The 24,223-nt window shown below is 64.2% G+C and carries 20 protein-coding genes; 11 read left to right on the top strand and 9 right to left on the bottom strand.

What is annotated here, in order from left to right; all coding sequences use genetic code 11:
- Positions 1-66: 66 nt before the first annotated feature.
- Both T5B8_RS11765 and T5B8_RS11760 read left to right on the top strand, forming a co-directional pair.
- Complete coding sequence (locus tag T5B8_RS11765) at positions 67-1,494, top strand: ATP-binding protein (protein ID WP_353178966.1); 1,428 nt, start codon at positions 67-69, stop codon at positions 1,492-1,494.
- Positions 1,491-2,861: a sigma-54-dependent transcriptional regulator gene (locus tag T5B8_RS11760; RefSeq protein ID WP_353178964.1), complete on the top strand. Its 1,371-nt coding sequence runs from the start codon at positions 1,491-1,493 to the stop codon at positions 2,859-2,861. The genes T5B8_RS11765 and T5B8_RS11760 overlap by 4 nt, the downstream gene beginning before the upstream one ends.
- 14 nt (positions 2,862-2,875) lie before the next feature.
- Here the strand turns inward: T5B8_RS11760 and T5B8_RS11755 are convergent, their stop codons facing one another.
- The 3 genes from T5B8_RS11755 to T5B8_RS11745 all read right to left on the bottom strand — a co-directional run bounded on the left by T5B8_RS11755 (position 2,876) and on the right by T5B8_RS11745 (position 5,042).
- Positions 2,876-3,523 (bottom strand): hypothetical protein, encoded by a 648-nt coding sequence (locus T5B8_RS11755; protein WP_353178962.1) that lies wholly within the window; start codon positions 3,521-3,523, stop codon positions 2,876-2,878.
- 52 nt (positions 3,524-3,575) lie between these two features.
- The gene (locus tag T5B8_RS11750) at positions 3,576-4,232 is read right to left on the bottom strand and encodes a hypothetical protein (protein ID WP_353178960.1); all 657 of its coding nucleotides are present in this window, start codon (positions 4,230-4,232) and stop codon (positions 3,576-3,578) included.
- 147 nt (positions 4,233-4,379) lie between these two features.
- Positions 4,380-5,042, bottom strand: a complete 663-nt coding sequence (locus tag T5B8_RS11745) for a response regulator transcription factor (RefSeq protein ID WP_353178958.1) — start codon at positions 5,040-5,042, stop codon at positions 4,380-4,382.
- Between the two features lie 294 nt (positions 5,043-5,336).
- Between T5B8_RS11745 and T5B8_RS11740 the strand changes: the two genes are divergently transcribed.
- From T5B8_RS11740 to T5B8_RS11715, 6 genes are all read left to right on the top strand, one after another.
- Positions 5,337-6,281, top strand: coding sequence for an NADP-dependent oxidoreductase (locus T5B8_RS11740; protein WP_353178957.1), 945 nt, complete (start codon positions 5,337-5,339; stop codon positions 6,279-6,281).
- A 72-nt stretch (positions 6,282-6,353) separates the two neighbouring features.
- Complete coding sequence (locus tag T5B8_RS11735; protein ID WP_353178955.1) at positions 6,354-7,232, top strand: LysR substrate-binding domain-containing protein; 879 nt, start codon at positions 6,354-6,356, stop codon at positions 7,230-7,232.
- 101 nt (positions 7,233-7,333) lie between these two features.
- Positions 7,334-8,206 carry an SDR family NAD(P)-dependent oxidoreductase gene (locus T5B8_RS11730; RefSeq protein WP_353178953.1) on the top strand — a complete coding sequence of 291 codons (873 nt, stop codon included), beginning with the start codon at positions 7,334-7,336 and terminating at the stop codon, positions 8,204-8,206.
- A 76-nt stretch (positions 8,207-8,282) separates the two neighbouring features.
- The gene (locus T5B8_RS11725) at positions 8,283-8,825 is read left to right on the top strand and encodes a helix-turn-helix domain-containing protein (RefSeq protein WP_353178951.1); all 543 of its coding nucleotides are present in this window, start codon (positions 8,283-8,285) and stop codon (positions 8,823-8,825) included.
- On the top strand, positions 8,822-9,517 hold the full coding sequence (locus T5B8_RS11720; protein WP_353178949.1) for an AzlC family ABC transporter permease: 696 nt from the start codon (positions 8,822-8,824) through the stop codon (positions 9,515-9,517). The genes T5B8_RS11725 and T5B8_RS11720 overlap by 4 nt, the downstream gene beginning before the upstream one ends.
- Positions 9,514-9,864 (top strand): AzlD domain-containing protein, encoded by a 351-nt coding sequence (locus T5B8_RS11715; RefSeq protein ID WP_353178947.1) that lies wholly within the window; start codon positions 9,514-9,516, stop codon positions 9,862-9,864. The genes T5B8_RS11720 and T5B8_RS11715 overlap by 4 nt, the downstream gene beginning before the upstream one ends.
- A gap of 15 nt (positions 9,865-9,879) precedes the next feature.
- Here the strand turns inward: T5B8_RS11715 and T5B8_RS11710 are convergent, their stop codons facing one another.
- From T5B8_RS11710 to T5B8_RS11700, 3 genes are all read right to left on the bottom strand, one after another.
- Positions 9,880-10,923: a 3-oxoacyl-ACP synthase III family protein gene (locus tag T5B8_RS11710; protein ID WP_353178945.1), complete on the bottom strand. Its 1,044-nt coding sequence runs from the start codon at positions 10,921-10,923 to the stop codon at positions 9,880-9,882.
- Positions 10,924-11,195: 272 nt separating this feature from the next.
- A complete protein-coding gene (locus T5B8_RS11705) occupies positions 11,196-12,320 on the bottom strand; it encodes an NAD(P)/FAD-dependent oxidoreductase (RefSeq protein WP_353178943.1) in 1,125 nt (374 codons plus the stop codon).
- Positions 12,317-12,742, bottom strand: coding sequence for a rhodanese-like domain-containing protein (locus T5B8_RS11700; RefSeq protein WP_353178942.1), 426 nt, complete (start codon positions 12,740-12,742; stop codon positions 12,317-12,319). The genes T5B8_RS11705 and T5B8_RS11700 overlap by 4 nt, the downstream gene beginning before the upstream one ends.
- A 431-nt stretch (positions 12,743-13,173) precedes the next feature.
- Here T5B8_RS11700 and T5B8_RS11695 point away from each other — a divergent pair, with 431 nt between their 5' ends.
- The 3 genes from T5B8_RS11695 to fhuB are packed head-to-tail and all read left to right on the top strand — an operon-like array spanning position 13,174 to position 16,828.
- Positions 13,174-13,941 (top strand): ATP-binding cassette domain-containing protein, encoded by a 768-nt coding sequence (locus T5B8_RS11695; protein ID WP_353178941.1) that lies wholly within the window; start codon positions 13,174-13,176, stop codon positions 13,939-13,941.
- A gap of 26 nt (positions 13,942-13,967) precedes the next feature.
- Positions 13,968-14,867, top strand: a complete 900-nt coding sequence (locus tag T5B8_RS11690; protein ID WP_353178939.1) for an iron-siderophore ABC transporter substrate-binding protein — start codon at positions 13,968-13,970, stop codon at positions 14,865-14,867.
- 2 nt (positions 14,868-14,869) lie between these two features.
- On the top strand, positions 14,870-16,828 hold the full coding sequence (gene fhuB / locus T5B8_RS11685) for a Fe(3+)-hydroxamate ABC transporter permease FhuB (RefSeq protein ID WP_353179168.1): 1,959 nt from the start codon (positions 14,870-14,872) through the stop codon (positions 16,826-16,828).
- A gap of 259 nt (positions 16,829-17,087) precedes the next feature.
- Here fhuB and T5B8_RS11680 read toward each other — a convergent pair whose 3' ends face one another.
- The 3 genes from T5B8_RS11680 to T5B8_RS11670 all read right to left on the bottom strand — a co-directional run bounded on the left by T5B8_RS11680 (position 17,088) and on the right by T5B8_RS11670 (position 23,735).
- Positions 17,088-20,252, bottom strand: coding sequence for a BPTD_3080 family restriction endonuclease (locus T5B8_RS11680; RefSeq protein ID WP_353178938.1), 3,165 nt, complete (start codon positions 20,250-20,252; stop codon positions 17,088-17,090).
- Entirely contained in the window at positions 20,245-20,457 is a 213-nt protein-coding gene (locus T5B8_RS11675) for a type II toxin-antitoxin system HicB family antitoxin (protein WP_353178936.1), read from the bottom strand. Before T5B8_RS11675 ends, T5B8_RS11680 begins: the two co-directional genes overlap by 8 nt.
- 245 nt (positions 20,458-20,702) lie before the next feature.
- On the bottom strand, positions 20,703-23,735 hold the full coding sequence (locus T5B8_RS11670) for a site-specific DNA-methyltransferase (RefSeq protein ID WP_353178934.1): 3,033 nt from the start codon (positions 23,733-23,735) through the stop codon (positions 20,703-20,705).
- Between the last annotated feature and the right edge of the window lie 488 nt (positions 23,736-24,223).

Raw genomic sequence — 24,223 nt, 5'->3', positions numbered from 1 at the left:
GGCTGGCCAATATTGGCCACTCGGCGCGGACTCGTTTGAAACCGCAACAGGCCCTAGACTCGCGGGATGATTGTTCGACCTGCCGATTCGCTCAAGCGCTTGATCCGGCGCTATCAGCTTGCGTTACTGCTGGTACTGATGGCCGCGGCCGGTCTCGGCGCGCTCTGGGCAAGTTTCTGGCAGGCGGGTTATCAGCGGTCGCTGCGCTTCAACGAACTGCTGATCGAGGCCCAGGCCGTGCGCGGCGATCTGTATCGCCAGATCAAGGCCGTCGACACGCTGCGCGAAGACGGCCCGCGCGATGACTACTGGCAACGGCTGTATCGCATCGACGAGCATTTCTATCGAATGCGTCGCGTGGCCGACACTGCGGACGAACAAGCCAGCATCGCACGCATGGAAGCCGCCTATGGTTTGATCCTCGCAGCCATGAACCGGGTGGTGACCACGCCGGGTAGTGATGCCGACGAAACCGCGTTCGATACCTGGCAGACCGGCGATTTCGAAAACGCCTACAGCCAGCTCACACAGCAAGTCGCCGCGCGCCGCGATGCCCTGGCCGAGCGCATGGGGCTGTGGAACCGCATGGCGCCGTGGCTGGCATGGTTGCCGCTGCTCTGCGGCATTGCGCTCGCGCTCTGGCTCAACCGGCGTTTTGTGCGCGAGTTTTTGCGCCCGCTCGAACGGCTGGTGGCCGGCACCCGCGAAATCGCCCAGGGCCGACTGCACTATCGCCTGCGCCCGCAAGGCGTGGCCGAGGTCCGCCATCTCGCGGATACGCTCAATACGATGGCCGCGGAACTCGAACACAAGCGCCAGGCGCTGGTCGAACGCGAGCGCGAAGCGGCGCTCGGCGCGCTCGTGCCGGTGATCGCCCACAACATCCGTAATCCGCTGGCGGGTATTCGTGCCAATGCCCAGATGCTGGACCGCCAGGCCACGGTCGACGATGTCGAGGAAACCGGCGCCGACATCATGGACGCGGCCGACCGGCTGGAACGCTGGCTCGATGCGCTGCTTACCTATCTGCATCCGCTCGATCTCGAGCGTAAACAAACGTCGCTCGATGCCATCGTCGATGGCGCAATCGCAGCGCTCGGCGGGCGGCTGGCCGCGGCCGATATCGAACTGGCGCGTGAGCGTGCGCCGGTGACGGTCGATGCGGATGCGCCGCTGCTCGAACAGGCGCTACACGGCCTGCTCGCCAACGCGCTCGAAGCCTCGCCGGCCGGTTCGCGAATCACGGTCACCACCGGCCGAACCGACGCCGGTCAGGCGCGCCTGGATATCGTTGACGCTGGCCCGGGCATGACGGTGGTGCCGGACCCGCATTCGAGCGCGCCGTTACGTACCACCAAGCGGCGGGGCACCGGTCTGGGAATCCCCTTCGCCTACAAGATCATTCAGGCGCACGGCGGCACGCTCGACTATCAGCCGGGGGACGCGGGCGGCACCTGTGTGCGTATCCATCTGCCCGTGAGCGACACGCCATGAGTCGTGCCCATATTCTGTTGCTGGAAGACGAGGGCGCGCTCGCCCGCGCGCTGGACCGGCGCCTGCGCCGCGACGGCTATACGGTGGCGATCTGCGAAAACATCGCCAATGCCAAGCTGGCCGCGCGTCGCCGCCCGCCCGATCTGGCCGTGCTCGATCTGCGCCTGCCGGATGGCTACGGCCTGCATTTTCTCGACTGGCTGCGCGGCGAGTTGCCAGACATCCCCGCGGTCGTCATGACCGCCTATGGCGAACTCGAGGATGCCATCGCGGCCATGCGCCTGGGCGCGGTGGATTTTCTCAGGAAACCGCTCGATCTCGAGGCCTTGCATCGGGTCGTGGGCGATGCGCTGGCGCGGCAGACGCCCGCATCTCAGCAGGCGTGCCCCGACGGGCATACGCCGGACGACCGGCTGATCGGCGACAGCCCGGCGATGCAGGCGCTGTACGCCCAGCTCGATCGAATCGCTGCCCTGGGCGCGGGTGAGGCACCGCCGAACGTACTGCTCACCGGCGAAACCGGCACCGGCAAGGATCGCGTCGCACGGTTGCTGCATGCGCGATCGCCGCGCGCGAGTGAGCCGTTCCTGCAGGTCGACTGTGCCGCGCTGCCGCGCGATCTGGTCGAGGCAGAACTGTTCGGGCATGAAAAAGGCGCCTTCACCAACGCCCATCGCGCCCGGCGTGGGCTGCTCGCCGCAGCCGGCGCGGGCACCGCTTTTCTCAACGAAATCGGTGAGCTGCCCCTGGCGCTCCAGGCCAAGCTGCTTACCGCGCTGGAGTCGCGTACCGCGCGCGAGATTGGCGGCGATCGCGAGCACGATATCGAGGCCTGGTTCGTGGCCGCGACCAATCGTGACCTGGCCGGGATGATGGCAGCCGGGGATTTTCGCGAAGATCTGTACTACCGGCTCAATGTGCTCACGCTGCATCTGCCGCCGCTACGCGAGCGCGGCGCGGATGTGATCGCGCTGGCCGACCATTTCGTCGCGCGTACCGCCGAACGCTATGCCAAGCCCGTACCCACGCTTGCCGAAACGGCGCGGGCTGCGCTGCGCGCGCATACCTGGCCGGGCAATGTCCGCGAGCTGCGGCATGTGATCGAACGCGCGGTGCTCGTGCACGCCGAAGACGTGATCGAAGCCGTGCATCTACAGCTGCCCGAGGCGCAGCCTACGGGGCGCGAGCCGACGGCGGCAGCCCATGCCGGTACGCCGGTGTCCACGCTGGCCGACTCCGAGCGCGCGCTGATCGAACGCACCCTTGCCGACACGCGACACAACATCTCCGAAGCCGCGCGCCGACTGGGCCTGAGCCGCGGCGCGCTGCGCTACCGGCTGGATAAATACGGCCTCAGCGGCGACTGAAAACACCGCAATCGCTAGCCATCGCTGTCATCGAGCTGTTGCTCGAGCCATTGCTGGAGTCTTTGGCGGGCGTTGCGTTTGGTCATGCGCTTGGTGGCGATGGCCACCGGGCGCATGAGCTGGTTGTCGTCGCCGCGGACCAGGAACTTGCGCTGCGCGCCGATCACGCCGCCTTCGGGGCCGTAACTGGCGATCACCGTCACCTTGAAGTTGTGCACCGACAGGCTGCGCAGGGGCTGGTTTTCGTCGGCGCGTAGGTCCTTGTGACGTTTCGCGGTCTGGCGCAGCAAGGAACGAAAGGTGCCCAGGTTCATCTGCTCGCCGACCTGGAGCGGGCCCTGGCGGGTCACCTCGCGCGGGTGATTTTCGCTATCGCGCGGTTGGGCTTCGTCGAAGTCGGTAATGGCCTCGGTGTATTCGTTGTCCTGGGCACGAATGGTCATCGTGATGCTGTGGATATAGACCGGCTCCTGACTCATGTTGCTGATCAGGCACACGGAGTCGACCTGCTGGCCCCAGCCCTGGTTGATGAGAATCCGGGCCTTGCGCTGGCGCCGAAAGCCGGAATACAGCAGGTGCGCATAGAAAAGCCAGACGGCCAGCGTGCCGAGGCTGGCGAAAAAAGACAGCGCCTGGGCGTTGTCGTTGATCCATTGCCACATGATGAAATTGTTTGCCTTGCTCTGTGGGCCGGCGGCCCGTGTCGTGTATGGGTTATGAATGTCCGGTGGTTTGCGTACGCCGGTCGGCTTCGGTCATGGCCCGCAGGTAGTGCTCCAATGCGCGCGCATCACGCCTTGAGGCCCGTAATCGGGTGCCATGCGTATCGGCGCGTATGGACGGGCCCGTGGCATCGACGGAAAACCGATGCTCGGCGCCGACGATCTGTTCATACGGCCCGGCCGTGACGATCGCGGTCACCGTGAACGCGTCGATCGCGTGGGCGAGGTCGAGATCCTCCTCAGCCTCGATCATGCCGGCCTTGCGGGCCGCTTCGGCCAGCAACCATTCGAACGGGCCGAGATCGAGCTGCTGGCTGGGGGCGATCGGCCCCTGGCCGATGGCTTCGGCGCCAGCGCCGCTCGGCTGGGCCTGCCACTGTTTTTCCACGCTGCCGGTATGACATTCGCCCTCGGCATCATGCAGATCGATGAACACTGCGCGCAGATAGACGGATTCCTTGCCCATGTTGCTGAGCAGGCAGATCGAATCCGGCCCGTGCCCCTTGGCCTGTTTGATGAACAGCTGCGGTTTTTGCTGACGGCGCTGGTTGGCGGACATGATCTGCCCGTAAACCGTCCACACGATCAGTGTGACCGCTGTGACGATCACGGTCAGCGCGGGCGCGTGCGCGGAAATGAATGACCACATGAGACGACGGTCGGCGTAAAACGGTCGCGCAATATAGGCAGCCCTCGGGCCGCGGTATATCGTGACAATCCGCTGGGGGAATGTACGGGTAGCGCGACGCCGAAAGCGGCTGCTATAGCCGCGTTTCGCCGATGACCGGTCTGCATCTCACGTGCGCGCACCGGGGCCGCTGCACCCCTTGTCGAACGCCGGTAGCGTATATGTCGGCGTGGCCAGACAGGCCATTCGGGTGAGTGTCGCCACCGAGCCGATATGCAGCTTGCCCATGATATTCGCCCGATGGCTTTCGGCCGTGCGCTTGCTGATACCGAGCATCAGCGCGACCTGGCGTGTCGATAGCCCGGCGACCAGGCCACTGGCGATTTCGGCTTCGCGCGGCGTGAGCCGTGCCAACTGCTGGGCATAGACGCGGGTGTCGCTTTGTTGCGCGTGCTGTCTCTGGGTCCAGCGCAGGCAGCGGTCGATCTCGTCGAACAGGCGCTCCGGCGGTGCCGGCTTTGCCAGAACGCCGGACGCGCCCAGCTGCATGGCCTCGACCGCGAGCCGAATCGTGGCATTGCCGGTCATGAAGATCGTGCGCACGGCCAGCCCGGCCGCGCTGATCTGGCGTTGCAGTTGCAGCCCGTCCATGCCGGGCAGGCGCATATCCACGATCGCGCAGCCGCTTTCATGTTCGTGGCGCGGCTGGCGTTCGAGGAATCGCTCCGCGCTTTTGAAACAGCGCACACGATAGCCGGCATCGCCGATCAGACGTTTCAGGGATTCGCGTACCGCATCGTCGTCGTCCACGACGTAAATAAGTTCAGTCACTGTTTGCTCCTGGGTCATGTTGCGTATTGGCAATCGGTATTGACGGGGGCCCAGTTTCTTTTCAGTGGCGCAGGCGTGCCCGTGCCTGCATGGGGCCATGCCCCGGTTGTTGAATCGAATCGTTCCAGATGCCCGCGCCGACTGTTCGGACGTACAATCAGCGTGAATGATGGTCATATTTACGTGCAGGCGCGCGGTTTTCAAGCGTTCATTGATCACGCGCAATCACGGACACGCGGCGGGTAGGCGCGATCGGTTATAGTTGCATTACGCAGGTATGCATGATGTTGATTGATGAAAGTCGTTGAATTCGAAGCATTCGGCCCGGCCCGCAATCTCGTGATGGGCGAGCGTCCCATGCCTGTCTGTAGCCCCGACGAGGTGCTGATCAAAACCGCCGCCGTGAGCGTGAACCCGGTGGATGTGAAAACCCGCCAGGGCGAAGTGCTGGCCTCGCAGCTGGAACATGCCCTGCCGCTGATTCTGGGTTGGGACGTGGCCGGCGAAGTCGTCGCAGTCGGCGATGACGTCAAGCACCTGAACGAAGGCGATGCCGTGTTCGGCATGATCCGCTTTCCGCTGCCACCCAACGGTTATGCCCAGTACGTGACCGCGCCCGCCGACGAACTGGCCGTCATTCCCGCGGGCGTGTCATACGAGGCGGCCGCGGCGAGCACGCTGGCCGCACTCACTGCCTGGCAGGCGTTCACCCATTTCGGCCAGCTCAAGGCCGGCGATCGTGTACTGATTCATGCCGCCAGCGGCGGGGTGGGGCATTTCGCGGTGCAGATGGCCAAACGCCTCGGCGCGTACGTGATCGCTACGTCGTCGGCCAAGAACCGGGCGTTCGTCGAATCGCTCGGTGCCGACGAACATATCGACTACAAAACGCAGCGTTTCGAGGATGAAATCGGCGACATCGATTTCTGTCTGGAAACCCAGGGCGGGCCGCAATTCCAGCGCTCGGTCAGCGTCATGCGCGACGGCGGCACGATCATCAATCTGCCGTCCGGCCTGGTCGAAAGCGACCGCGAGGCCGCCGAGGCCAAGGGGCTGGTCGTGAACTACTTCATGCACGTCTTTCCCAGCGGCGAGCACATGCGCGAAATCGCTACAATGCTCGATGCGGGGACGCTTTTGCCCCATGTGTCCGCGCGTTACCCGCTCGAAGAAACGGCTGCGGCCCACGAACATATCGAAAGTGGGCGCACCGTGGGCAAGGTAGTGATCGCGCTGTAACCTGCGCCAGTATTCGGCGTGCGAACGGCGCGCATGCCGTGACGGGTTTCCGGCCGAGGTGCGCTGTAGCCGATGATTGAATTACGCCAACTGCGCCAGTTCGTCGTGGTCGCCGAGGAGTTGCATTTTCATCGGGCAGCACGCCGGCTGAACATGTCGCAGCCGCCATTGAGCGCGGCCATCAAGCGTATCGAAGACGAGGTCGGCGAAGCGCTGCTCGTGCGCGGCCCGCGCGAAAACCACTTGACGGCGGCCGGTGCGGCGTTTCTCGAACAGGCACGCCAGACCCTCGCCGCAGCCGAGCGCTGTGTACCCGCGGCCCGCGCCGCCGCGGCCGGCCAGACCGGGCGGCTGCGTATCGGCTATGTCGGCAGCGCAATGTACGGGCGTCTGCCGGCTACGGTACGGGCATTCCGGCGTGCCTGGCCGCAGGTGCGTGTCGACCTGATCGAGGAAACCACCGCCGGCCAGATTCGAGCCCTGCATGAGCAGGCTCTCGACCTGGCCGTGGTGCTGCCGCCGCTGGCCGACGACAGCCAACTGATACTGCAATCCTTCGATCGCGACCGGCTGGCGATCGCGGTGCCGGCGGATCATCCCCTGGCGAGCAAAACCGACCTCGCCGTCGCCGATCTGGCCGGCGAGGCCTTCGTCTTCTGGCCGGGGCATGAAGGCCGTGGGTTTTTCCGGCGCGCGCTGGATCTGTGTCACGGCGCCGGCTTCGAGCCGGATATCGTGCAACGCGCGCGGCAGATTCACGGCGTGATTGCGCTGGTCGCCGCCGAAGCGGGGGTGGCGATCGTGCCGGCCAGCATGGCCTCGGTACGTAGCAACGAAGTGCATTACCGCATTCTCGACGCCGACCCGGCGGCCGCGTTCGAGCTGGCCGCGGCGCGCCGTGCCGACTGCGACTCGCCGTTGGTGAGCAATTTCCTGCACATCGAGGCCTGAGGCTGATACGCGACAGGTATCGGCCGCCCGGGTGAAAGGTATTAGTCGGCGGCTGGGGCGGTGCTTAGTCTGGCGTGCACATTCTGATGCACGACAGCCCCATGCTCGATTTCAACCAACGGATTGTTCTGATCACCGGCGCCGCGCGCGGTATCGGTCTGGCCTATGCCCGGGCGCTGGGCGCCCGCGGCGCGCATGTCATCGTGCACGACGCCGGCACCGATGGCGACGAGGTCGGCCGTGATCCCGACGTGGCCGCGGCAGCGGCCGCCACGTTGCAGGACGCGGGCTATTCGGCCGAGCCGGCCAGTGATGTCATCGAAACTCGTGAGGGCTGCCGGGAGCTGGTCGCGCGTATTCTCGCCCGGCACGGGCGCCTGGACAGCGTGATCCACAATGCCGGCTGGGTCGGCTATCAGGCCATCGACACGCTCACGCCGGATTTTCTGGCCCGGGCCACCGCCATTCATCTGAACGCCCCGGCCTGGCTGGTCCAGGCCGCCTGGCCGGCAATGGTCGCGCAGGGCCATGGCCGTATCCTGCTGACCACCTCGGATCGCGCCCTCTATCCGCAGTATGCCCAGGCGGGCCTGGCGGCCTATGCCGCCACCAAGATGGCGGCGGTCGGGCTGATGAATGCGCTGGCGCTGGAAGGCGCGCCCCACGATATTCGTGTGAATGCGATTTCGCCGGTGGCCAAGACCCGTATGTGGGGCGTGACCGAACAGCCCACTGAACTCACGCCGGACAGCATCGCCCCCGGCGCGGTATTTCTAGTCAGCGACGCCTGCACCGACAGCGGCTGGATACTGCGCGCCAGCAACGGCCAGTTTCATGCCGTACGCGCAAGCGAGGCCGCGGACGTGGACTATCCGCGCGATATCCGGGGCGTGGTGGCCGACAGTGCCGCAAGCCTGGCCGCCCGTTGGGCGGAGGTGGCGCCCGTGCGCCCAGAGTACCGCGCCGCTGGCTGAGCGCGCGGGAAAACAGGTTTTGCGGGGTGATCCGAATTTCCAATATAATGGAATTCGGTCCAATGATTTGTTTTCAATGGATAACGCGACCCCGCAGGACCTGCACCGGCAGTTCGCCCAACGCATCAAGGCGTTTCGAACCGAGCGCGGCCTGACGCTGGTGGGCCTCGCGGCGCTGACCGGTATCGGCAAGTCCACGCTATCGAATCTGGAGCGCGGTGAGGGCAACCCCACCATCGAGACGATATGGCAGCTCGCCCAGGGCCTTCAGGTCGGCTATGGCGAACTCGTGGGGAGCGCCGCGCCGCAGGCATCGGCGGCTGCCGGGGTGTCGGTGGTGCTCGTCGATCGCGAAGACGCCGAGCGCAAGATCGAGACGTTTCGCATGCACTTCGACGCTGGTGCATGCCGGCAGGCCGACGGGCATGCCGCCGGCGTGAGCGAACACGTCCTGGCGCTTCGAGGCACGCTGACGGTGGCAACGCCGACCGAGCGTGCCGTGTTGCAGGCAGGGCAGGCTTGTACGTTCGTCGCCGATCGGGCGCATCGCTACGAAGCCGGCAGCGCTGGCGCGGCCGCACTCGTGTCGGTCGTCTATCCCGGGCCACAGCCGACATGAGCCGTCGGCGCGGTCTTGTGCGCGGGCTGCAGTCGGCGGGGCCGATCTGTCTGGGCTATGTGCCGGTGGCGATCACCTTCGGCGCCGCGGCGACGAGCTTTGGCTACCCATTCTATGTGCCGCTGCTGTTTTCGGCCGCGATCTTTGCCGGCGGCAGCCAGTTCATTCTGCTGGCCGCGTTGCAGGACGCCACGCCGTGGCCGTATGTGGTGGCCCTGTGTGCGTTGATCGATTCGCGGCATATCGTCTACGGCGCTTTTCTACGCCGCATATTCCCGGCGCGCCTTTCGGCGCGCTTGCCTCTGGCCATGGGCTTGACCGACGAGGTGTTCGCTACCGCGCTCACGCGGCGTGATGCGACGCCGGGGCGGCAGTTGACCGCCTGGCTCGTCGGTCTGGCCGCGGCAGCGTATCTGTCCTGGGTTGCCGGCACGGCCCTGGGTGCCGTGCTGGGCACGGTGCTCAGCCACGCCGCGCCGGCGCTGACCCATGCCCTGGATTTTGCCCTGCCGGCGCTGTTTCTGGCGCTGTCGCTGGACAACCTGAACCGCGAAACGGCCGCGCCGCTGCTGGCCGGCGCGGGCGCCGCACTTGTGGCTGTCTGGCTCGGCAATATCGCCCTGGCTCTGGCAGCCGGCATGGCGGTGGCGGTCACGGCGGCGGGCTGGCTTCACCGGTCGGAGGCGACATGACCGACAGGTCGTTGTTCATCGCCATTGCGGCCATGGCGGGGGTGACGGCGTTCAGCCGCATTCTGCCGTTTCTGCTGTCGCCCGACAGCCGGTTGCTCAAGCTGCTTTCGGGCGACCATCCGGCAATCCGAATCGCCGGCCCCGCGTTGCTGGTTGCCCTGGCCGTGGCGAGCCTGGCCGGGCCGATAATCGAGAGTCCGTCGTGGCAGACGTTGTTGAGCTACGCGGTGGGTGCGGTGGCAACGGCCGTGGTTCTACGCTGGCGCCACAGCGTGGGCCTGGCCGTGGTGGCAGGTATCGTCGCCTTCGGGCTTGCCGGCCCGGCCATGCGTTGGCTTGTGTCCTAGCCCGGCCGCGCCTGATCAGGCAGCGGCGAAGTCGTCGGGCAGGCGCACCAGCGTTGCGCCCCAGGACAGCCCCACGCCGAAGCCGACCAGTAGCAACAACGCGCCGGGTTTGATCTGGCCCTTGGCGGCGGCGCGCTTGATAGCGATCGGGATGCTGCAGGACACGGTATTGCCGATGTCTTCCATGCACACCACGAAGCGCTCGGCCGGCAGGTCGAGCTTTTTGCGGATGCCTTCGAGCACGGTCGCACTGGCCTGATGCGGCACGACGGCGTCGATGTCGTCGAGGCTTACGCCGGCCTTGTCACAGAGTGCATCGATGGCCTTGGGGACTTCGCGCAGGGTGAATTCGATCACCGCGCGCCCGTTCATGTAGATGTTGTGATCGCTACGCGTATTGCCGTGGCGGTCGGTGTATTCCTCGACCGGGCGGTCGACGGCACGGTTGCGCAGCCCGCTGTTGGGGACGATCAGATCCTGGGCGCCGGAGCCGTCGGTGCCGTAGACGAACGGGCCGATCGCCTCGGCGCCGTCGCCATGGACGTCGCTGGCGCTCATGAGCGTGGCCGCGGCGGCATCGCCGAACAGCGCGCGTACGCTCTTGTCGCCCGGATTGACGAACTTGCTGTAGGTGTCGGCGGTGATCAGCAGCAGCTTTTTGGACTGGCCGGTTTCGATCAGCGCCTTGGCCACGCCTAGGGCATAGATATAGCCGGAACAGCCGAGATTGATATCCAGCGCGCCGATATGCGTGGGCAGACCGAGGCGCTGCTGCACCAGACAGGCGGTCGTGGGCGCGAGATAGTCGGGCGTCTGGGTGCAAAAGATCAGGTAGTCGATATCGCTGACATCGGTGCCCGTACGTGCAAGCAGATCGCGCGCGGCGGTGACGCCGAAATCCGAGGCGCATTCGTCGTCTGAGGCTACATGGCGCGCGCGGATGCCGGTTTTCTCGGCGATCTTTTCCAGCGGCCAGTTGGGAAAGCGCGCCGCGATTTCTTCGATCGATTCGGTACGCGCCGGCAGCATGTATTCGATAGCGTCGATCACGGCGGCCATCAGCGACGACCTCCACGGCGGATGAGGGCTCGACAGGGCAACGTATCTCTCCCGATGACAGCAGCAATCACGAGTCTATGCATAACACAGGCGCCGATGCGCAAAACGCTCAATATCGGCGCCCGTACGGTGCGCGTCAATGCACGTACGCAAGCGTATGCTGCGCTTTGTCGTGTTTAAGGCTGTGAACCTGCGGGCCGCGCGCTTGCAGTCATTTCGTCGACGCGCCGCCGTATACGCGGTTGCTGCGGTCCGCTGCGCACGCTCGGGCGTCAGTCAACGCGATAGCTTTCGATAAAGCGGCGGTCGAGCCAGTGCTTGAGCCAGACGCTGCTCCGGCCCAGCCACCAGTGCTGGCCGCGCGTGGCCAGTCCGGTGCCGTCGCCGAGATCCAGAATCGATAGCCACTTCGACTGCGGCTGGTAATTGGTGAGCGCGCCGTCGTCCAGGCTGGCCTGAAGATTGGCCAGCAGCACCGGCGCCTGGCGCACGCCGAACACGCCCAGGCGCGCCAGCGCATGGCCGCGGACATGGGCACAATCGCCCACCGCGAATACCCGCGGATCGTCGATGCTGCGCAATGTGGCGTCGACGACCAGACCGTCGTCGAAGGCGAGATCGAGCTGTTCGAGCCAGTCGTGTGCCACCAGGCCGGTGGCGATGACGGCATGCGCTGCGGCAATGCGTGCGCCATCTTCGCAGATCAGTTCGCCGGCACGGCGTTCGGTGATCTGCCGGTGGTACTGAATGTCGATGCCGAGGTCGGTCAGTTTTTCGGCCAGCCGTTTGCGTGCGCGGGATGGCAGCGACGGCGCCAGCGTCTCGCCGCTCTGGAGCAGGCGGATGGCGGGGCGCGCCCCGGCCGGCGCATGGCGTCGGGCCAGGGCGGCGATATTGGCGGCGATTTCACAGCCGGTGTTGCCGCCACCGATCACAGCAACGGGCGGCGCGTCGCCGGCCGCGAATGCCTGGCTTAGCGTGGCGCGAAGAGACGCAAGATTGGCAATCGGCTTGACCGGCCAGCAGTTCGCCTCGGGCGTACAGCCGGTGATCGTGTCGCTGGCCACGCCGCTGCCGACGTTGAACGATAGCCGGTCGTAGTCGAGTGTTTGTCCATCGGCAAGATGCACGCGCCGTTGGGACCGATTCACACGCGTGACCCGCCCGGCTACGAACACGCCGCCGTTGGCTTCGATGAGCGCGCGGGCATCGATCTGATCGTCTGCGGGGTCGAACCGGCCGCCGAGCATGCCGGTCGCCCGGCCCGAGTACCAGAACTTACCCGGGTCGACGAGGGTGACCTCGGCGCCGGCGTCGATGAGTTGTTGGGCATAGGCTGCGACATGCAGATGGGCATGGCCGGCGCCCACGAGCACGACCCGGGCAGGGCGGCTCACGCGTGGGTTTCGTTATCCGGGTGCTCGACCGGGTAGCCGGCGGCCTGCCAGTCGCCATAACCGGCATCGAGCGCCTTCACATCGCTATAGCCGCTGGCGGCCAGTGCGGCGGCACCGCGTGCGGCCCGAATGCCGGCCGCACAGTAGGTCACCACCGGGGTGTCGCGGGCGACACTGATTTGCGGCTGCGCTTCCAGCCCGTCGATCGGGTGATGCACCGCGCCGGCGATATGCCCCTGTGCCCATTCACCGGGTTCGCGTACATCGATGAACCGTGCGCCGGCCTGGTGGGCTTCGAACGCGCCCTCGAGGTCGATCACCTCGACCGGCGTCTGATCGCTGCGTGCGCGATCGGCGTTTCGCGGTGCGGATGAACGGCCGCCGCGACCGAGCCAGCGCCGAAGGGTGTCGAGAATCGTCATGTCTATCCGTCTGCCTTGGAATGGATTACGGAATCTGAACCGCTATTCATACACGGCCCGCGTTTGCCTGCCCAACGGCCTCCCTACATGGTGCGATGGCACTACGCCATCGTCATTCTATGACCCCGCGGGGCAACGCTGTAGTGGCGCCTGTGGCGTCAAACCGCGCAGCGGCCGGGTTTTTGACTGCACGGGCTGGCCTCGACGCGCGCCTATTGGCCATCAGCAAAAGGCTGTCGCGACCGCCGGTTAGCCGCGCGCCAAGCACACCGGTACGAGCACGCAAACTTGTGCAACGCATGCCTAGTGTACGACGCCGACACAACCCGCGCGGTTTCATCTTTTTGATAAGCATTCGTATTTAGCTTATTCTCGGCCACCTGCCGAATCACCGCGCGGCGTATGTCGTCGGCAACGCTGCGGAGAAGGTCATGTTCGAACTCAATGCCGCACGCTTCGAGGTCAATGGACGCTGTCTTCTCGAAGCCACCGACCTGCGTTTTACGCAGGGGCTGGTCTATGGCCTGATCGGGCACAACGGTTCGGGCAAATCCACGCTGCTCAAGCTGCTGGCGCGCCAGCAGAACGCCAGCCGCGGCCAGGTATCCCTGAACGGGCGTGCACTCGGCGAATGGGGCGATCGTGAATTCGCGCGTGAGGTGGCTTATCTGCCCCAACAGTTGCCGGCCGCCACCAGCCTGACCGTGCGCGAGCTGGTGTCGTTCGGGCGCTACCCCTGGCAGGGCCTGCTCGGGCGCATGACCCGCGAAGACAAGCGCGCCGTGGCCCGGGCCATGGAACTCACGCGTATCGAAGCCATGGCCGATCGCATGGTGGATACGCTCTCCGGCGGCGAGCGCCAGCGCGTCTGGCTGGCCATGCTGCTCGCCCAGGGCAGCCGCTTTCTGCTGCTCGACGAACCGCTCTCGGCGCTGGATATCGCCCACCAGGTGGATACCCTCGCGCTCATTCGCGAACTGGCCACCACGCTCGGCATCGGCGTGATCATCGTGCTGCACGACGTGAACATGGTGTCGCGCTACTGTGATCAGCTGGTGGCCCTGCGCGGCGGCAAACTGCTTGCCCAGGGCGCCCCGCGCGAACTCATGTGCGATCAAACGCTGGAAGAAATTTACGGTGTGCGCATGCGCGTGATGGAACACCCGGCCGACAACCACCCCATCGCCGTCGTCCAGTGACCCGGCGGGCCGCTGCCGCTGGCGCTGTGTTATCACGGCGCGCGATCCGTATTGGCTGGCTGCTCGGGCTGGCCTTGTTTTTTTGTGCCGTGGTCGGCGTCGCCCAGGCCGAAGACACCCCGCGCGTGGCCGTCATCGACTGGGGCCAGGCCCAGACCCTCATCGCCCTCGGCGCGCCGCCGGTGGCCATGTCGCAAATCTCGGCCTACAACGAATGGGTCGCCGCACCCGACGTGCCCGACGGCGTGCGCGACCTGGGCCTGCGGGTACAGCCGAATATGGAGCTGTTGTCGCAGCTGGATATCGACATGGTCACCATCACCTCCATGTACTCCGGCCTGCGTGAACGCCTCGCCCCCATCGCGCCGGTGGAAACGATCGATATCTACGACGGCAACGGCGCGGTATGGGACAAGACCGTCGAGTCCACTCGCCGCCTGGGGGCGCTGGTGGGTCGCGAAGCGGCTGCCGACGCGCTTATCGACGACACGCAGGCGCGTATCGCCGCCTGTGCGGCCCAGGTGCCCGCGCACGTAAAACCGCTACTGGTGGTCCAGTTCATGGACGCCCGGCATGTGCGCGTGTATACCGAAGACAGCCTGGTCGGCAGCGTGCTCGAGCGCATGGATATCGCCAACGCCTGGCAGGCCGGCGGTAACTACTGGGGTTTTGCGACCGTGCCGCTCGAACGGCTGGCCTCGATCGAAAACGCCCGCATGGTGGTGGTGAAACCGCTGCCGGTCGGCGTGGCCGAAGAAATCGACACCAGCGTGCTCTGGCATCACCTGCCCGCCGTTAACAACGCCCCGGTGCTCTACGTGCCGCCGGTATGGGGCTTTGGCGGGCTGCCCTCGGCCAGCCGCTTTGCGCGCGTGCTGGTCACGGCGCTTGGTCACGACTGCAGCACTGGCAAGGCCGCCACGTGATCATGCCGTGGGTCACACCGGCGCGTCTGTGCGGTGGCTTCGCGCTGCTGCTGGCCGTGCTCGCGGCGTTCGTGCTGCACGAAAATTCTGCGGCAGGCATCGCCGCACTCTGGGCCGACAGCAACGATATCGCAGGCGTGCTCGCCCGCTACAACTGGTTGCCGCGCGTAACGGCCGCACTCGTCGGCGGCGCCGGGCTGGCCCTGGCCGGCGTGCTGTTCCAACAGACCCTGCGCAACCCGCTGGCCGCCCCCACCACCCTGGGCGTGGTCGGCGGCGTACACCTGGCATTGCTGCTGGGCACGCTGTTCGCGCCGGCGCTGATGGTGCATGCCCGCGGACTTGTCGGCTTTGCGGGCGGTGCCGGGGCCATGGCGCTGGTCTTTGCACTCGCCTGGCGACGCAACCTCGCCCCCACGGTGGTGGTGCTCGCCGGGCTGGTCGTCAATCTCTATTTCGGCGCGCTCGCTGTCGTGCTGCTGCTATTCAACGAAGAAGCGCTGCGCGGCATGATGATCTGGGGCGCGGGTTCGCTCGCCCAGAACAACTGGGACGGCGTGCTCTATCTGCTGCCGCGTCTGGCGCTGGCCGGCGTGGCTGCGGTGGCCTTGTCGCGCGCGCTGGCGCTGCTGGATCTCGACGATACCAACGCAAAGAATCTGGGTATTTCGCTGGCTTGGCTGCGGGCGGCCAGCCTCGGTTTGGGCGTGTTCGCCAGCTCCGTGGTGATCGTCGAGCTGGGCATCGTCGGCTTCATCGGCCTGGCCGCGCCTTCGATCGTGCGCCTGGCCGGCGCGCGTCGGCTGGCGAGCCGGCTGATCTGGGCACCGATATTCGGCGGGCTGCTGCTGGCGGTCACCGACCAGGTGCTGGAACTGGTCACGCTGCACTCGTCCATGCTTATTCCCACGGGCGCGACCACGGCCGCACTCGGCGCGCCGTTGCTGCTATGGCTCATTCCGCGCCTGAATCTGGCCCGCGAACCCGGCTCGCCGCCGACGCCGGCCCCGCGCAGCCAGACGCCCGGCCGGCTGGTGGCCATGCTCGCTATCGGGCTGGTGGGTGCTGTCGTTGTTGCGCTGTTCGTGGGGCAGGGCGCGGACGGCTGGGACTGGCCCTTCACCCGCCCCTGGGACGAAACCGGCCTGTGGCGCGTGCCCCGCGTACTGGCCGCCGGCGCGGCCGGGGCCATGCTGGCGGTGGCCGGCACCGTCATCCAGCGCGTATCCGGCAACGCCATGGCCAGCCCCGAGGTGCTCGGCATCAGTGCCGGCACCGGGCTGGGCGTGCTGGCGGTAGTGCTGCTCATGCCCGGCGCCGGCGTGCCGGTACTGCTGCTGGCCGGCATGCTCGGCGCGCTCGCATCGCTGGCCGTACTGGTCGGGCTCAACGCCCGCAGCGACTACGAACCCGAGCGCGTGCTGCTTACCGGCATCAGCGTGCTGTTTCTGTTCGATGCCGTCGCCAAGATCGTGCTCGCCGGCGGCGACCCGCGCACCCAACAGCTGCTGGCCTGGATGTCGGGCACTACCTACTACGTCGAACTGCCGCTGGCCGTGACGGTCGCCGTACTTGGGCTGGTGCTGTTCGCCGTAATCCGGCCGCTGCAGGTCTGGCTCGACCTGCTGCCGCTGGGCATGCCCACGGCCCGATCGCTGGGCGTAAACGTCGGCATCAGCCGCCTGCTGCTGCTGGTACTGGTCGCATTGCTCACCGCAGGCGCTACGCTCGTGGTCGGCCCGCTGAGCTTCATCGGCCTGCTCGCCCCCAACCTCGTACGCATCATGGGCCTCGCCCGCGCCCGCCACCAGCTCGCCGGTGCTGCCGTACTCGGCGCCCTGGTCATGGTCATGGCCGACTGGATCGGCCGCATGCTGCTGTTCCCCAGCGAAATCCCCGCCGGCATCGTCGCCACGCTTATCGGTGGGAGTTACTTCATGTGGCGGTTGCGGCGGCTTTAGGCCGTCTCTGGGCGAAGGCGAGATCGTTCGCGAATGGAAGCTAATTGCGGGGCGGGACAGGATGAATCGATCGTCATTAAGGTTGCCGTCTTGACTTGTTTCCGCAGTTCAGTACCGACCATCCCCGCAATTTGAGTAGCAGCGCCCCCAGAGGCATAGCAAGCTAGGGGAATCGATGGTCACAATTTCCACTCTTGGCTGATCGCGACTCGAAGTAGACAGCTGGCAAATGTAACCGGCTATCGTTACGTATAACGACCTAAGCCCCCGACAGCTGCAAAACGCTGTCCTCCATAGCCGCTACGGCATGTTCGTTAACGACGCGGCCAAGCTTTTGTGGATCTTCTACGACGACATAGGCCCACTGGCCATGCTCTCCGAGATTGTTGATCGCCGCGACCCAGCGGTGGGCTGCCTTGGCTTTGCGGTCCGCATCGTCATCGTAACGGCCCTTCACTTCCACTATGAGGCGCAGGTCATTGTCGAGCACCGCAATGAAATCCGGCGTGTACTTCGGTGAGAGATCGCCCTTGCGGTAGGGAATCAGAAAGCCCAAATGGTCATTCTTGACCCAGCGCGCCACGCCGGGATGCGTATCCAGCGCGAACGCAGCACTCTGCTCCCACTTGGCCGTATCCGCGACCATCGCATTCAGATGGCATTTTTGTACTGCATAGATCGGCTTCGTCGAATGGAAATCGACGTATTCGGTGCTGCCCCGGCCGCTGGCGCCTTGCGGTATGACCGGCAATTCGTGAGTGTCGCCGTCACCGCTCGTGCGAATGGCCTCGAACAGCGCGGAAACCGCTGCCTGCTCATAATGGCCTACAGCGAGCACATCGCAGGCTTGGCTGTCGCCCTTGCGTACCAACTTCGTGGGATCAGCCAGGAAGCGCCGGGCGGCAAACAGCACTGCCTGGAACAGCTTCGAAGTCGGAACGGTGTCGACACCGAATTCTTCTTGCCAGCGGCGCACCACTCTATGCGCCAGCCGGAAGGCAACCTGCTGGTCACGAAACCGCGCCCGCCATTCCTTCAATGAAAGCGTCGGGCGCTCGCCCGGTCCGTAGGTAGACAGTGCACCCTCGGGCGCGGTTAAGGACGTGAGCTCGACGGTCTGCGGTATTTGCATCGGGTCGAGCGTCACCTGAGGGACGCACGACCAATCCAGCCTCACTTCGAACTTGCCGCGTTGTTGATAGCCGGTCACGATCGGGAACGCAATCGTATACGCCGATTTTTCCGGCACCGAATAGATATGGTTGGGATCGGGCGGATCGACCGGATCGCGCGATTCGCGCACTTTGAACGGCACGAGTTCGAACGGCACGCCGAAAACCTGGGCGGTTTCTTCTGCGAACTGGTCCGTACCGTCCGTTTTCAACGCATAGCTGCGCCGGCGCAGCGCGCGGCCCACGACCTGCTCGCACAGCAGCTGCGAACCAAACGGTCGCAGACCAATGATATGCGTCACCGTGTTCGCATCCCAGCCTTCCGCGAGCATGGACACTGAAACGATGCAGCGCACATCGCGCCCTGGCGGTACGTGCTCGTCAACCCAGTACAGCGAGCCGTCGTTGTCGTCGCTGGCTACTTTCTCGTTGTGCTTGCGCACGAGCTCCGACCAGTCCTCGGGCACGCGGCGCCCCGGCCATTCGGCCTTGCCGACGGTATCCAAAATAAAGCGCAATCGTCGGGTTTCGTCTTTCGTGCCACCGGCTTCGATGTCCTCGACAACCCTGGAATCGATGCGCACCGTCACTTCCCGACCGGGGGCGTTGCGGAACAACGCGGGCGGCTCGCCGTAGCCGCCTTCATCATTAGCCAGCCAGTTGTGCACAGCCTTCGCCACTTGGGTATCACGACATACCACGATGAAAACCGGCGGCACCGGATGCTTTTGCTGGTGTTTGGCAAAGCGCTGCCATTGTTCAAAGCGTTGCCTCCATTCATTGGCCAGTAGGTTGATGGGAGCGCTGGCGTAGTTCAGTACCAGCTCCGGCGTCAGCTTGCTGCCATAGCCGTCCTGTTCGGCCTTTTCCTGAACCCATCGCCAAATATTGAAATACGCCGCCTCCTGGGCGCCGGTCGGATCGCGAGAGGGCAACTGCGGTATTTTCACGAGGCCCGACTCGATCGCATCCAGGAGCCCGAAGTCCGATACAACCCAGGGAAAAGGCTTGCCGACTTCGTTGCCCGACCCTTGGATATAGAACGGGGTCGCGGACAGATCGACGCATAGACGAATACCCTTGCGCCGGCCGCCGGCCAGTTTGTTGATCCGGTCCAGACCTTCGATCCAGATCGTGGCCTCGCGCGCGTTTTTCTTCGACAGATTCTTGTCGTCGTCAAGATCGGCGGCATCCGTCACGCGGTCGCCGCGCCGATAGGCATGATGGGCTTCGTCGTTGAATACGAGCCAGTGCGGCGCGCGCCCGCGTCCCGAGCCGAGCTCGCGGCGTATCCGCTTGAACCAGGCCGCGTCCGATTCGAAATACTTGGTCTCGCGGGTTTCGTTCTTCTTGCCCGCGTTCCTGACCACCTCGACCGCTTCGCCGGTTTTGACCACTTTCGCGGATTGGCCGTTGACGCTGCCGGTTTCCAGTTTGGCCAGACGATGCCAGTTGGCGACCATCACTTCGCCGCGGCGCAGATCATCCATGCGCTGGGGCGGGACGAGCTGGCGCGTACGGTACAGGCTCAGATCACCGCGCGCCGGGTCGAGCTCGCCAAGCCGCTCGCGGATGGTCACGTTGGGGCAGACAACGAGCACCGTATCGGTAAAGCGATCATCGGTCGGCGCTGCGATACGGTTAAGGATCGACCAGGCGGACAACATACCCATGACTGTAGTCTTGCCTGTGCCGGTGGCCATTTTGCAGGCGTAACGCGTAAAGGCGCTAAAGCCATTGGCCTTGGCGTCCGCACTCGGCTCGTCGGTCGGGATCGGCGGAATGTCCTTGCGATACGGCGCGGCCGCCTCCACCAGAAAGATCAGAGTTTCGGCGGCCTCGACCTGGGCGAAGAATAGCCGCTGCATCCGATCCTCGGACCGCCACAGCGAGATCAGCTCGCGCGTAACGGGTGATACGCCGTCATACGCTTTTCCGGTTAACTCACCGACGCGCCACGTCGCCACCCGCTGGCGCAGCAGATTCACCAACGCCAGCTCTTCCTCCTGACCGACATCGGCCTCGCCGAACAGATCCTTGTCGCCGCGCTTGGACGCCGATCGCCCGCGCTCGGCGTGCTCGGGCACCCGAAAGTAATAGCTGGCAGGCCGCCGGCCTTGAGCCTTGATCGGTTGCTCGCCGCGTTCAATCTGCCAATGATATTCCGGCTCGTAGAACGGCGAATTGATGATCGGCGACTCGACTTCGAACGGCCCGCCGGGCGCGTCAATGAACTTTTCCGTCTCATGCATACAGCAACCGCCGTCCCTTGGCCTCTGAAACGGATCGACCCCCCTCGCGCGAGGTATCAACCCACAATTCTACTGTCTCACTGGATGCCTGTAGCGCCGCCTCGCACGTGGCACCATGCGCCATGCAGTCCAGCAGCTCCGGCACATCCGCCACGAAGACGCCGTCCTCGTCGCTCCAGTAAATGATGATCTCGTATTGATGCATCACTCGTTGACCTCCAGGCCGCCCGAACAATGACGGCCCGCACCTCCGTGGCCTGGCAAGGCTTAGCCTTCGCGTAACCCTCGTGCAAATTGATCCGCTCCTCGATGTGGCCGCGTCTGATATGACGGCTATCTCGCGTTCGCTCCGCGAAACCCAGGCGCAGCAGCAGTCCGAGCAGATCGGCCAACGCGATCTTGGTTCCCCCCGCTCGTTGAACACTTGCCTCCGTAGTTTCTCCAACCGGCTCACCCGGTCGGCTCCCGCACCGCCATCAGCTCGTTGCCACGCTCGTCGATCACCTTGACGGCGATACGGCGTTGGCTACCGAGCACGAACGGCTCACTCTCCGTGCCGGCCAAGTGCTCCCAGACACTGTCGTCAAAATCGGCCTTGAGCGATTTCTTCAGGTTGTCCCAAGCACCAGTGCGCGGGAAGAACACCTGCGAGGCACAAAACACCAGCCCGTTGTAATCGGTATCCAGCATCCAGCACGGCAGGTTCTCGGCGGCGATGGACTCGGTTTCCAGATTGTCGGGCCGGAAAATATCCAGACCGCGGACTGCGGCCTGATACAACGGTGCGCCGTCGTCGCGCCGACCAACCGGGTAGAGCGCCACGTCCGGCAGCCCGGTCACGGAAAAGATCTGGTCGGTATGGCTCGTCTTCAGCAGATCGGCCATCACAACGTCCGGCGTGACGTTAATGTAGGTACAAGGGATGCGGAGCTTGGCGCGATCGCTGGCCAGTTCCCCCGCCTTAGCCTGTATGGCAAAGCCGAATAGATACAGCTGGTCGTACTTCAGAAAATAAGCCTCGCGCGCCGCCTCATAAACCTGCTGTGAGTGAATCGCGCCCTCCTCCGGGCCGAAAACCACGGCAATTCGCTGCGCCTCGCTACCGTTGGCTTCGCTGGTCGCCTCCGCGTTCAACCATTCGCAGTCCGTCAGCGGCCGCACTGAGTCCAGCGAGAGCGACTCGTTACCCGGCAGCCGCAGCGTATGCGCTCGGCGCAGCACTTCGACCATGCGATCGAGATAAGCACGCGGGTTTTCATACGACGAGCGTTCGTCCGCGATCAAGCCCCCGGCCGTCTCGTCGAACGTGGCCGCAGCCTGTATCGTCGCCTCCACCGTGAACGGCCCGCAGACGCGAGTGATTTTCTTATTCTGCTCGGGACGATCGACCAGAGTGACCATTTCCGGCTCTTCGTTATTGGCGATCGACTTGAGCGTGATGCGCGGTACCAGGCCACCGACTTCCTCACCCTTGCGGTTCTGTTTCCGCTTATAGACAAAGCCACCCGCCGGGCCGCGCTGCGGCTCCTTCAACTCGTACCAAGGAAAATTGGCGGTCAGCAACCGCTGGCGAGCCAGCGCCAGCGGCACGCGCGACGTATCGCAAGTAATCCAGCGTCGCCCCCATTGCTCGGCCACATAGGCCGCCGTGCCGGATCCGCAGGTGGGGTCAAATATAATGTCTCCAGGATCGGTTGCCATTAAAACACAACGCTCTATAACTGGCGTAGACGTTTGAACAGCATATATTTTCGGATCAGAACGACTTTGCACTGCACCGCTAATATCCGACCATAAATTCCCGATTTTTGAATAGCCAAAATCATCGACATAACGACGATAGCTTAGGCCGCCCTTGCTGGTTATATGCAATCTCCCAGCGGTTTCGAGCATTCTCATACCAGGCTCGTTTGTCTTAAAGGTTCCTTTACCTGGTTTGAATTTCTTTCCCTTATATATGTATTCGGTTAAGTCACCCTTACCCGCCGGCCGAGAGCTCGTTAGGTTATCTACTCGGAATATCCTGCCCTCGTTCGGTGGCTCAACAACACCTTTCTTTTCATCCGGAGTTAGCGGGCGTGTATTTCCATTACCAAAATCAATTTGATCATATCGCTCATTGGATTCGTCAGCGCGATGAAGATAAATAGCGTTGTACTTTGTCCGACTAATATCCTTCGCGTACCAAATCAAATAATCACAAGTCGACCCTAAGAGCCTTCTCCCTTCACTTGTCGTCTTTCGCACAGTAATTACAGCAACAAAGTTATGCTCCCCCAGCGTTTCAGCGCACACTTCTTTGACATGATGCAGATTCTCATCTGAAATCTGCACGAAGACACTGCCGCTCTCGGTCAATAGCTCCCGCGCAAGCAGCAGGCGGTCGCGCAGATAGCTCAGATAGGAGTGCAGGCCCAGCTCCCAGGTGTCGCGGTAGGCCTTGACCATTTCCGGCTCGCGAATCATCTGCTCGTCCTTGCCATGCGTAACGTCGCGCTTGCGCACGAACGGCTGGAAATTCGAGCCGAATTTCACCCCGTAAGGCGGGTCGATATAGATCATCTGCACCTGGCCTCCGAGCCCTTCGTATTCGAGCAGCGAGTTCATCACCTGTAGTGAGTCGCCCAGGATCATGCGGTTGGTCCAAGGGCCGGTGTGCTCGTAGGCGTCGAGCTTGTCGGTAATATCGGCCTGAGGATCGCCGAATAGCTCCAGCGTCTGGCCCGCAGATCGATAGCTATCCAGCCTGTCCAGAATCGCGCGGGTCGATTGGCGCTCGTGCACGAACAGGGGCACCGTCGGCACGCTGATCCGCTGACGCTCCGCCTTGCCGGCCCAGTTCAAAAAAGGCCGACTCAGACTTTGCAGCCGGGCTGAACACTGGCGCAGCGACTCGAAGCGCTCGCCGCTGCCGCGCCACTGCTGAGGTCGATCGAACACTGCGGCCTCCCCCTTTTCGGCCGCTTGCGTGATCAGATGTAAAAGCCATTCGGCAAAGTCCCGCTCGGCGCTTTCATCCCAAGCTAATTCCGGCGCTAGGCTGGAGTCATAGCGATAAGTTTTCGGCCCCCGCGCGTTTGGAAACTGGTCCTGCAGCCCCACGTCCGGGCGCTGCGTCGCCTGCTCCGGGTGGCGGTAGTTGCCATATCGCCCGTCGCCCGACTCATCCCCGGGCACCGGCGCACTCGTCGATTTTCGCTCCGCGCCAGCGATGCCTTCCCTATCGGCATCGCTCGCGCCATTCGCCTCATCCGCATCGCTACGAGCTCGATTAAGATAAACCGAACCACCGCGCCCACGGCCTTTGCTTAGTACACCCTCGGTAATCAACTGGGCGCGGGCCGCCTCGATTACGTCGTCGCCGGCCGGTTGTCCAGCTTGGTCGAGCCGCGCCCGAACATCCTGGAACAGACTTTTATTGCCAATGGTACGGCCGTTATCCGGCACGGCCGCCAGAATCGCGTCGCGAATGCGCGAGTCCATATCGCCCCTCTCTAGTGCGCGTACGCCTCGGCGCGCGCTTTCAATGCGTTGCTTCCCTAATGCAGGAGCCGTCGACCCTCGGCCACCATACGGCAACTGTAGGACATCGTTGGTTTTCACTGGAATAATGTGACTGTACTGCGCACAAGTTGGATAAGCCAGAAGGCATGAATAGCGACGACGGTCAATCCGAATACTGGGCATTCTCGAAAGCGATGTAGGTTCTCGAAGCGCGCCACGGCGCAATACCGACAGAACTGGCTGCGCGGGCGATGCGCGGCCCCGATGCGGAGCTAGGAAGTATCGTGATTTAATTTCCCTGCGGCGCTACTTCGTTTAATTTCCTGTTGATCTCAACAAGAACACGATGGGATATACCGCACCACGTCGATATCAATCAATTTCGAGCGGAAGCGCTGCCGTTCGCTGGTCCGCTTTCGGCCCAGGCTGTGTGAAAACGCGTGAGTTAGCGTACTTTTCCCCATCAG

It is taken from the genome of Salinisphaera sp. T5B8 (genome assembly GCF_040361255.1).
Lineage (GTDB): Bacteria > Pseudomonadota > Gammaproteobacteria > Nevskiales > Salinisphaeraceae > Salinisphaera.
Note: the sequence above shows the minus strand (reverse complement) of the source record. Positions and strands in the feature narration are given on the sequence as shown.

What these genes read in the sequence shown, in the direction of transcription:
- T5B8_RS11765 (WP_353178966.1), top strand. Translation starts at nt 67, where the DNA reads ATGATTGTTCGACCTGCCGATTCGCTCAAGCGCTTGATCCGGCGCTAT.
- T5B8_RS11760 (WP_353178964.1), top strand. Translation starts at nt 1,491, where the DNA reads ATGAGTCGTGCCCATATTCTGTTGCTGGAAGACGAGGGCGCGCTCGCC.
- T5B8_RS11755 (WP_353178962.1), bottom strand. Translation starts at nt 3,523, where the DNA reads ATGTGGCAATGGATCAACGACAACGCCCAGGCGCTGTCTTTTTTCGCC.
- T5B8_RS11750 (WP_353178960.1), bottom strand. Translation starts at nt 4,232, where the DNA reads ATGTGGTCATTCATTTCCGCGCACGCGCCCGCGCTGACCGTGATCGTC.
- T5B8_RS11740 (WP_353178957.1), top strand. Translation starts at nt 5,337, where the DNA reads ATGAAAGTCGTTGAATTCGAAGCATTCGGCCCGGCCCGCAATCTCGTG.
- T5B8_RS11735 (WP_353178955.1), top strand. Translation starts at nt 6,354, where the DNA reads ATGATTGAATTACGCCAACTGCGCCAGTTCGTCGTGGTCGCCGAGGAG.
- T5B8_RS11730 (WP_353178953.1), top strand. Translation starts at nt 7,334, where the DNA reads ATGCTCGATTTCAACCAACGGATTGTTCTGATCACCGGCGCCGCGCGC.
- T5B8_RS11725 (WP_353178951.1), top strand. Translation starts at nt 8,283, where the DNA reads ATGGATAACGCGACCCCGCAGGACCTGCACCGGCAGTTCGCCCAACGC.
- T5B8_RS11720 (WP_353178949.1), top strand. Translation starts at nt 8,822, where the DNA reads ATGAGCCGTCGGCGCGGTCTTGTGCGCGGGCTGCAGTCGGCGGGGCCG.
- T5B8_RS11715 (WP_353178947.1), top strand. Translation starts at nt 9,514, where the DNA reads ATGACCGACAGGTCGTTGTTCATCGCCATTGCGGCCATGGCGGGGGTG.
- T5B8_RS11710 (WP_353178945.1), bottom strand. Translation starts at nt 10,923, where the DNA reads ATGGCCGCCGTGATCGACGCTATCGAATACATGCTGCCGGCGCGTACC.
- T5B8_RS11700 (WP_353178942.1), bottom strand. Translation starts at nt 12,742, where the DNA reads ATGACGATTCTCGACACCCTTCGGCGCTGGCTCGGTCGCGGCGGCCGT.
- T5B8_RS11695 (WP_353178941.1), top strand. Translation starts at nt 13,174, where the DNA reads ATGTTCGAACTCAATGCCGCACGCTTCGAGGTCAATGGACGCTGTCTT.
- fhuB (WP_353179168.1), top strand. Translation starts at nt 14,870, where the DNA reads ATGCCGTGGGTCACACCGGCGCGTCTGTGCGGTGGCTTCGCGCTGCTG.
- T5B8_RS11680 (WP_353178938.1), bottom strand. Translation starts at nt 20,252, where the DNA reads ATGCATGAGACGGAAAAGTTCATTGACGCGCCCGGCGGGCCGTTCGAA.
- T5B8_RS11675 (WP_353178936.1), bottom strand. Translation starts at nt 20,457, where the DNA reads ATGCATCAATACGAGATCATCATTTACTGGAGCGACGAGGACGGCGTC.
- T5B8_RS11670 (WP_353178934.1), bottom strand. Translation starts at nt 23,735, where the DNA reads ATGGACTCGCGCATTCGCGACGCGATTCTGGCGGCCGTGCCGGATAAC.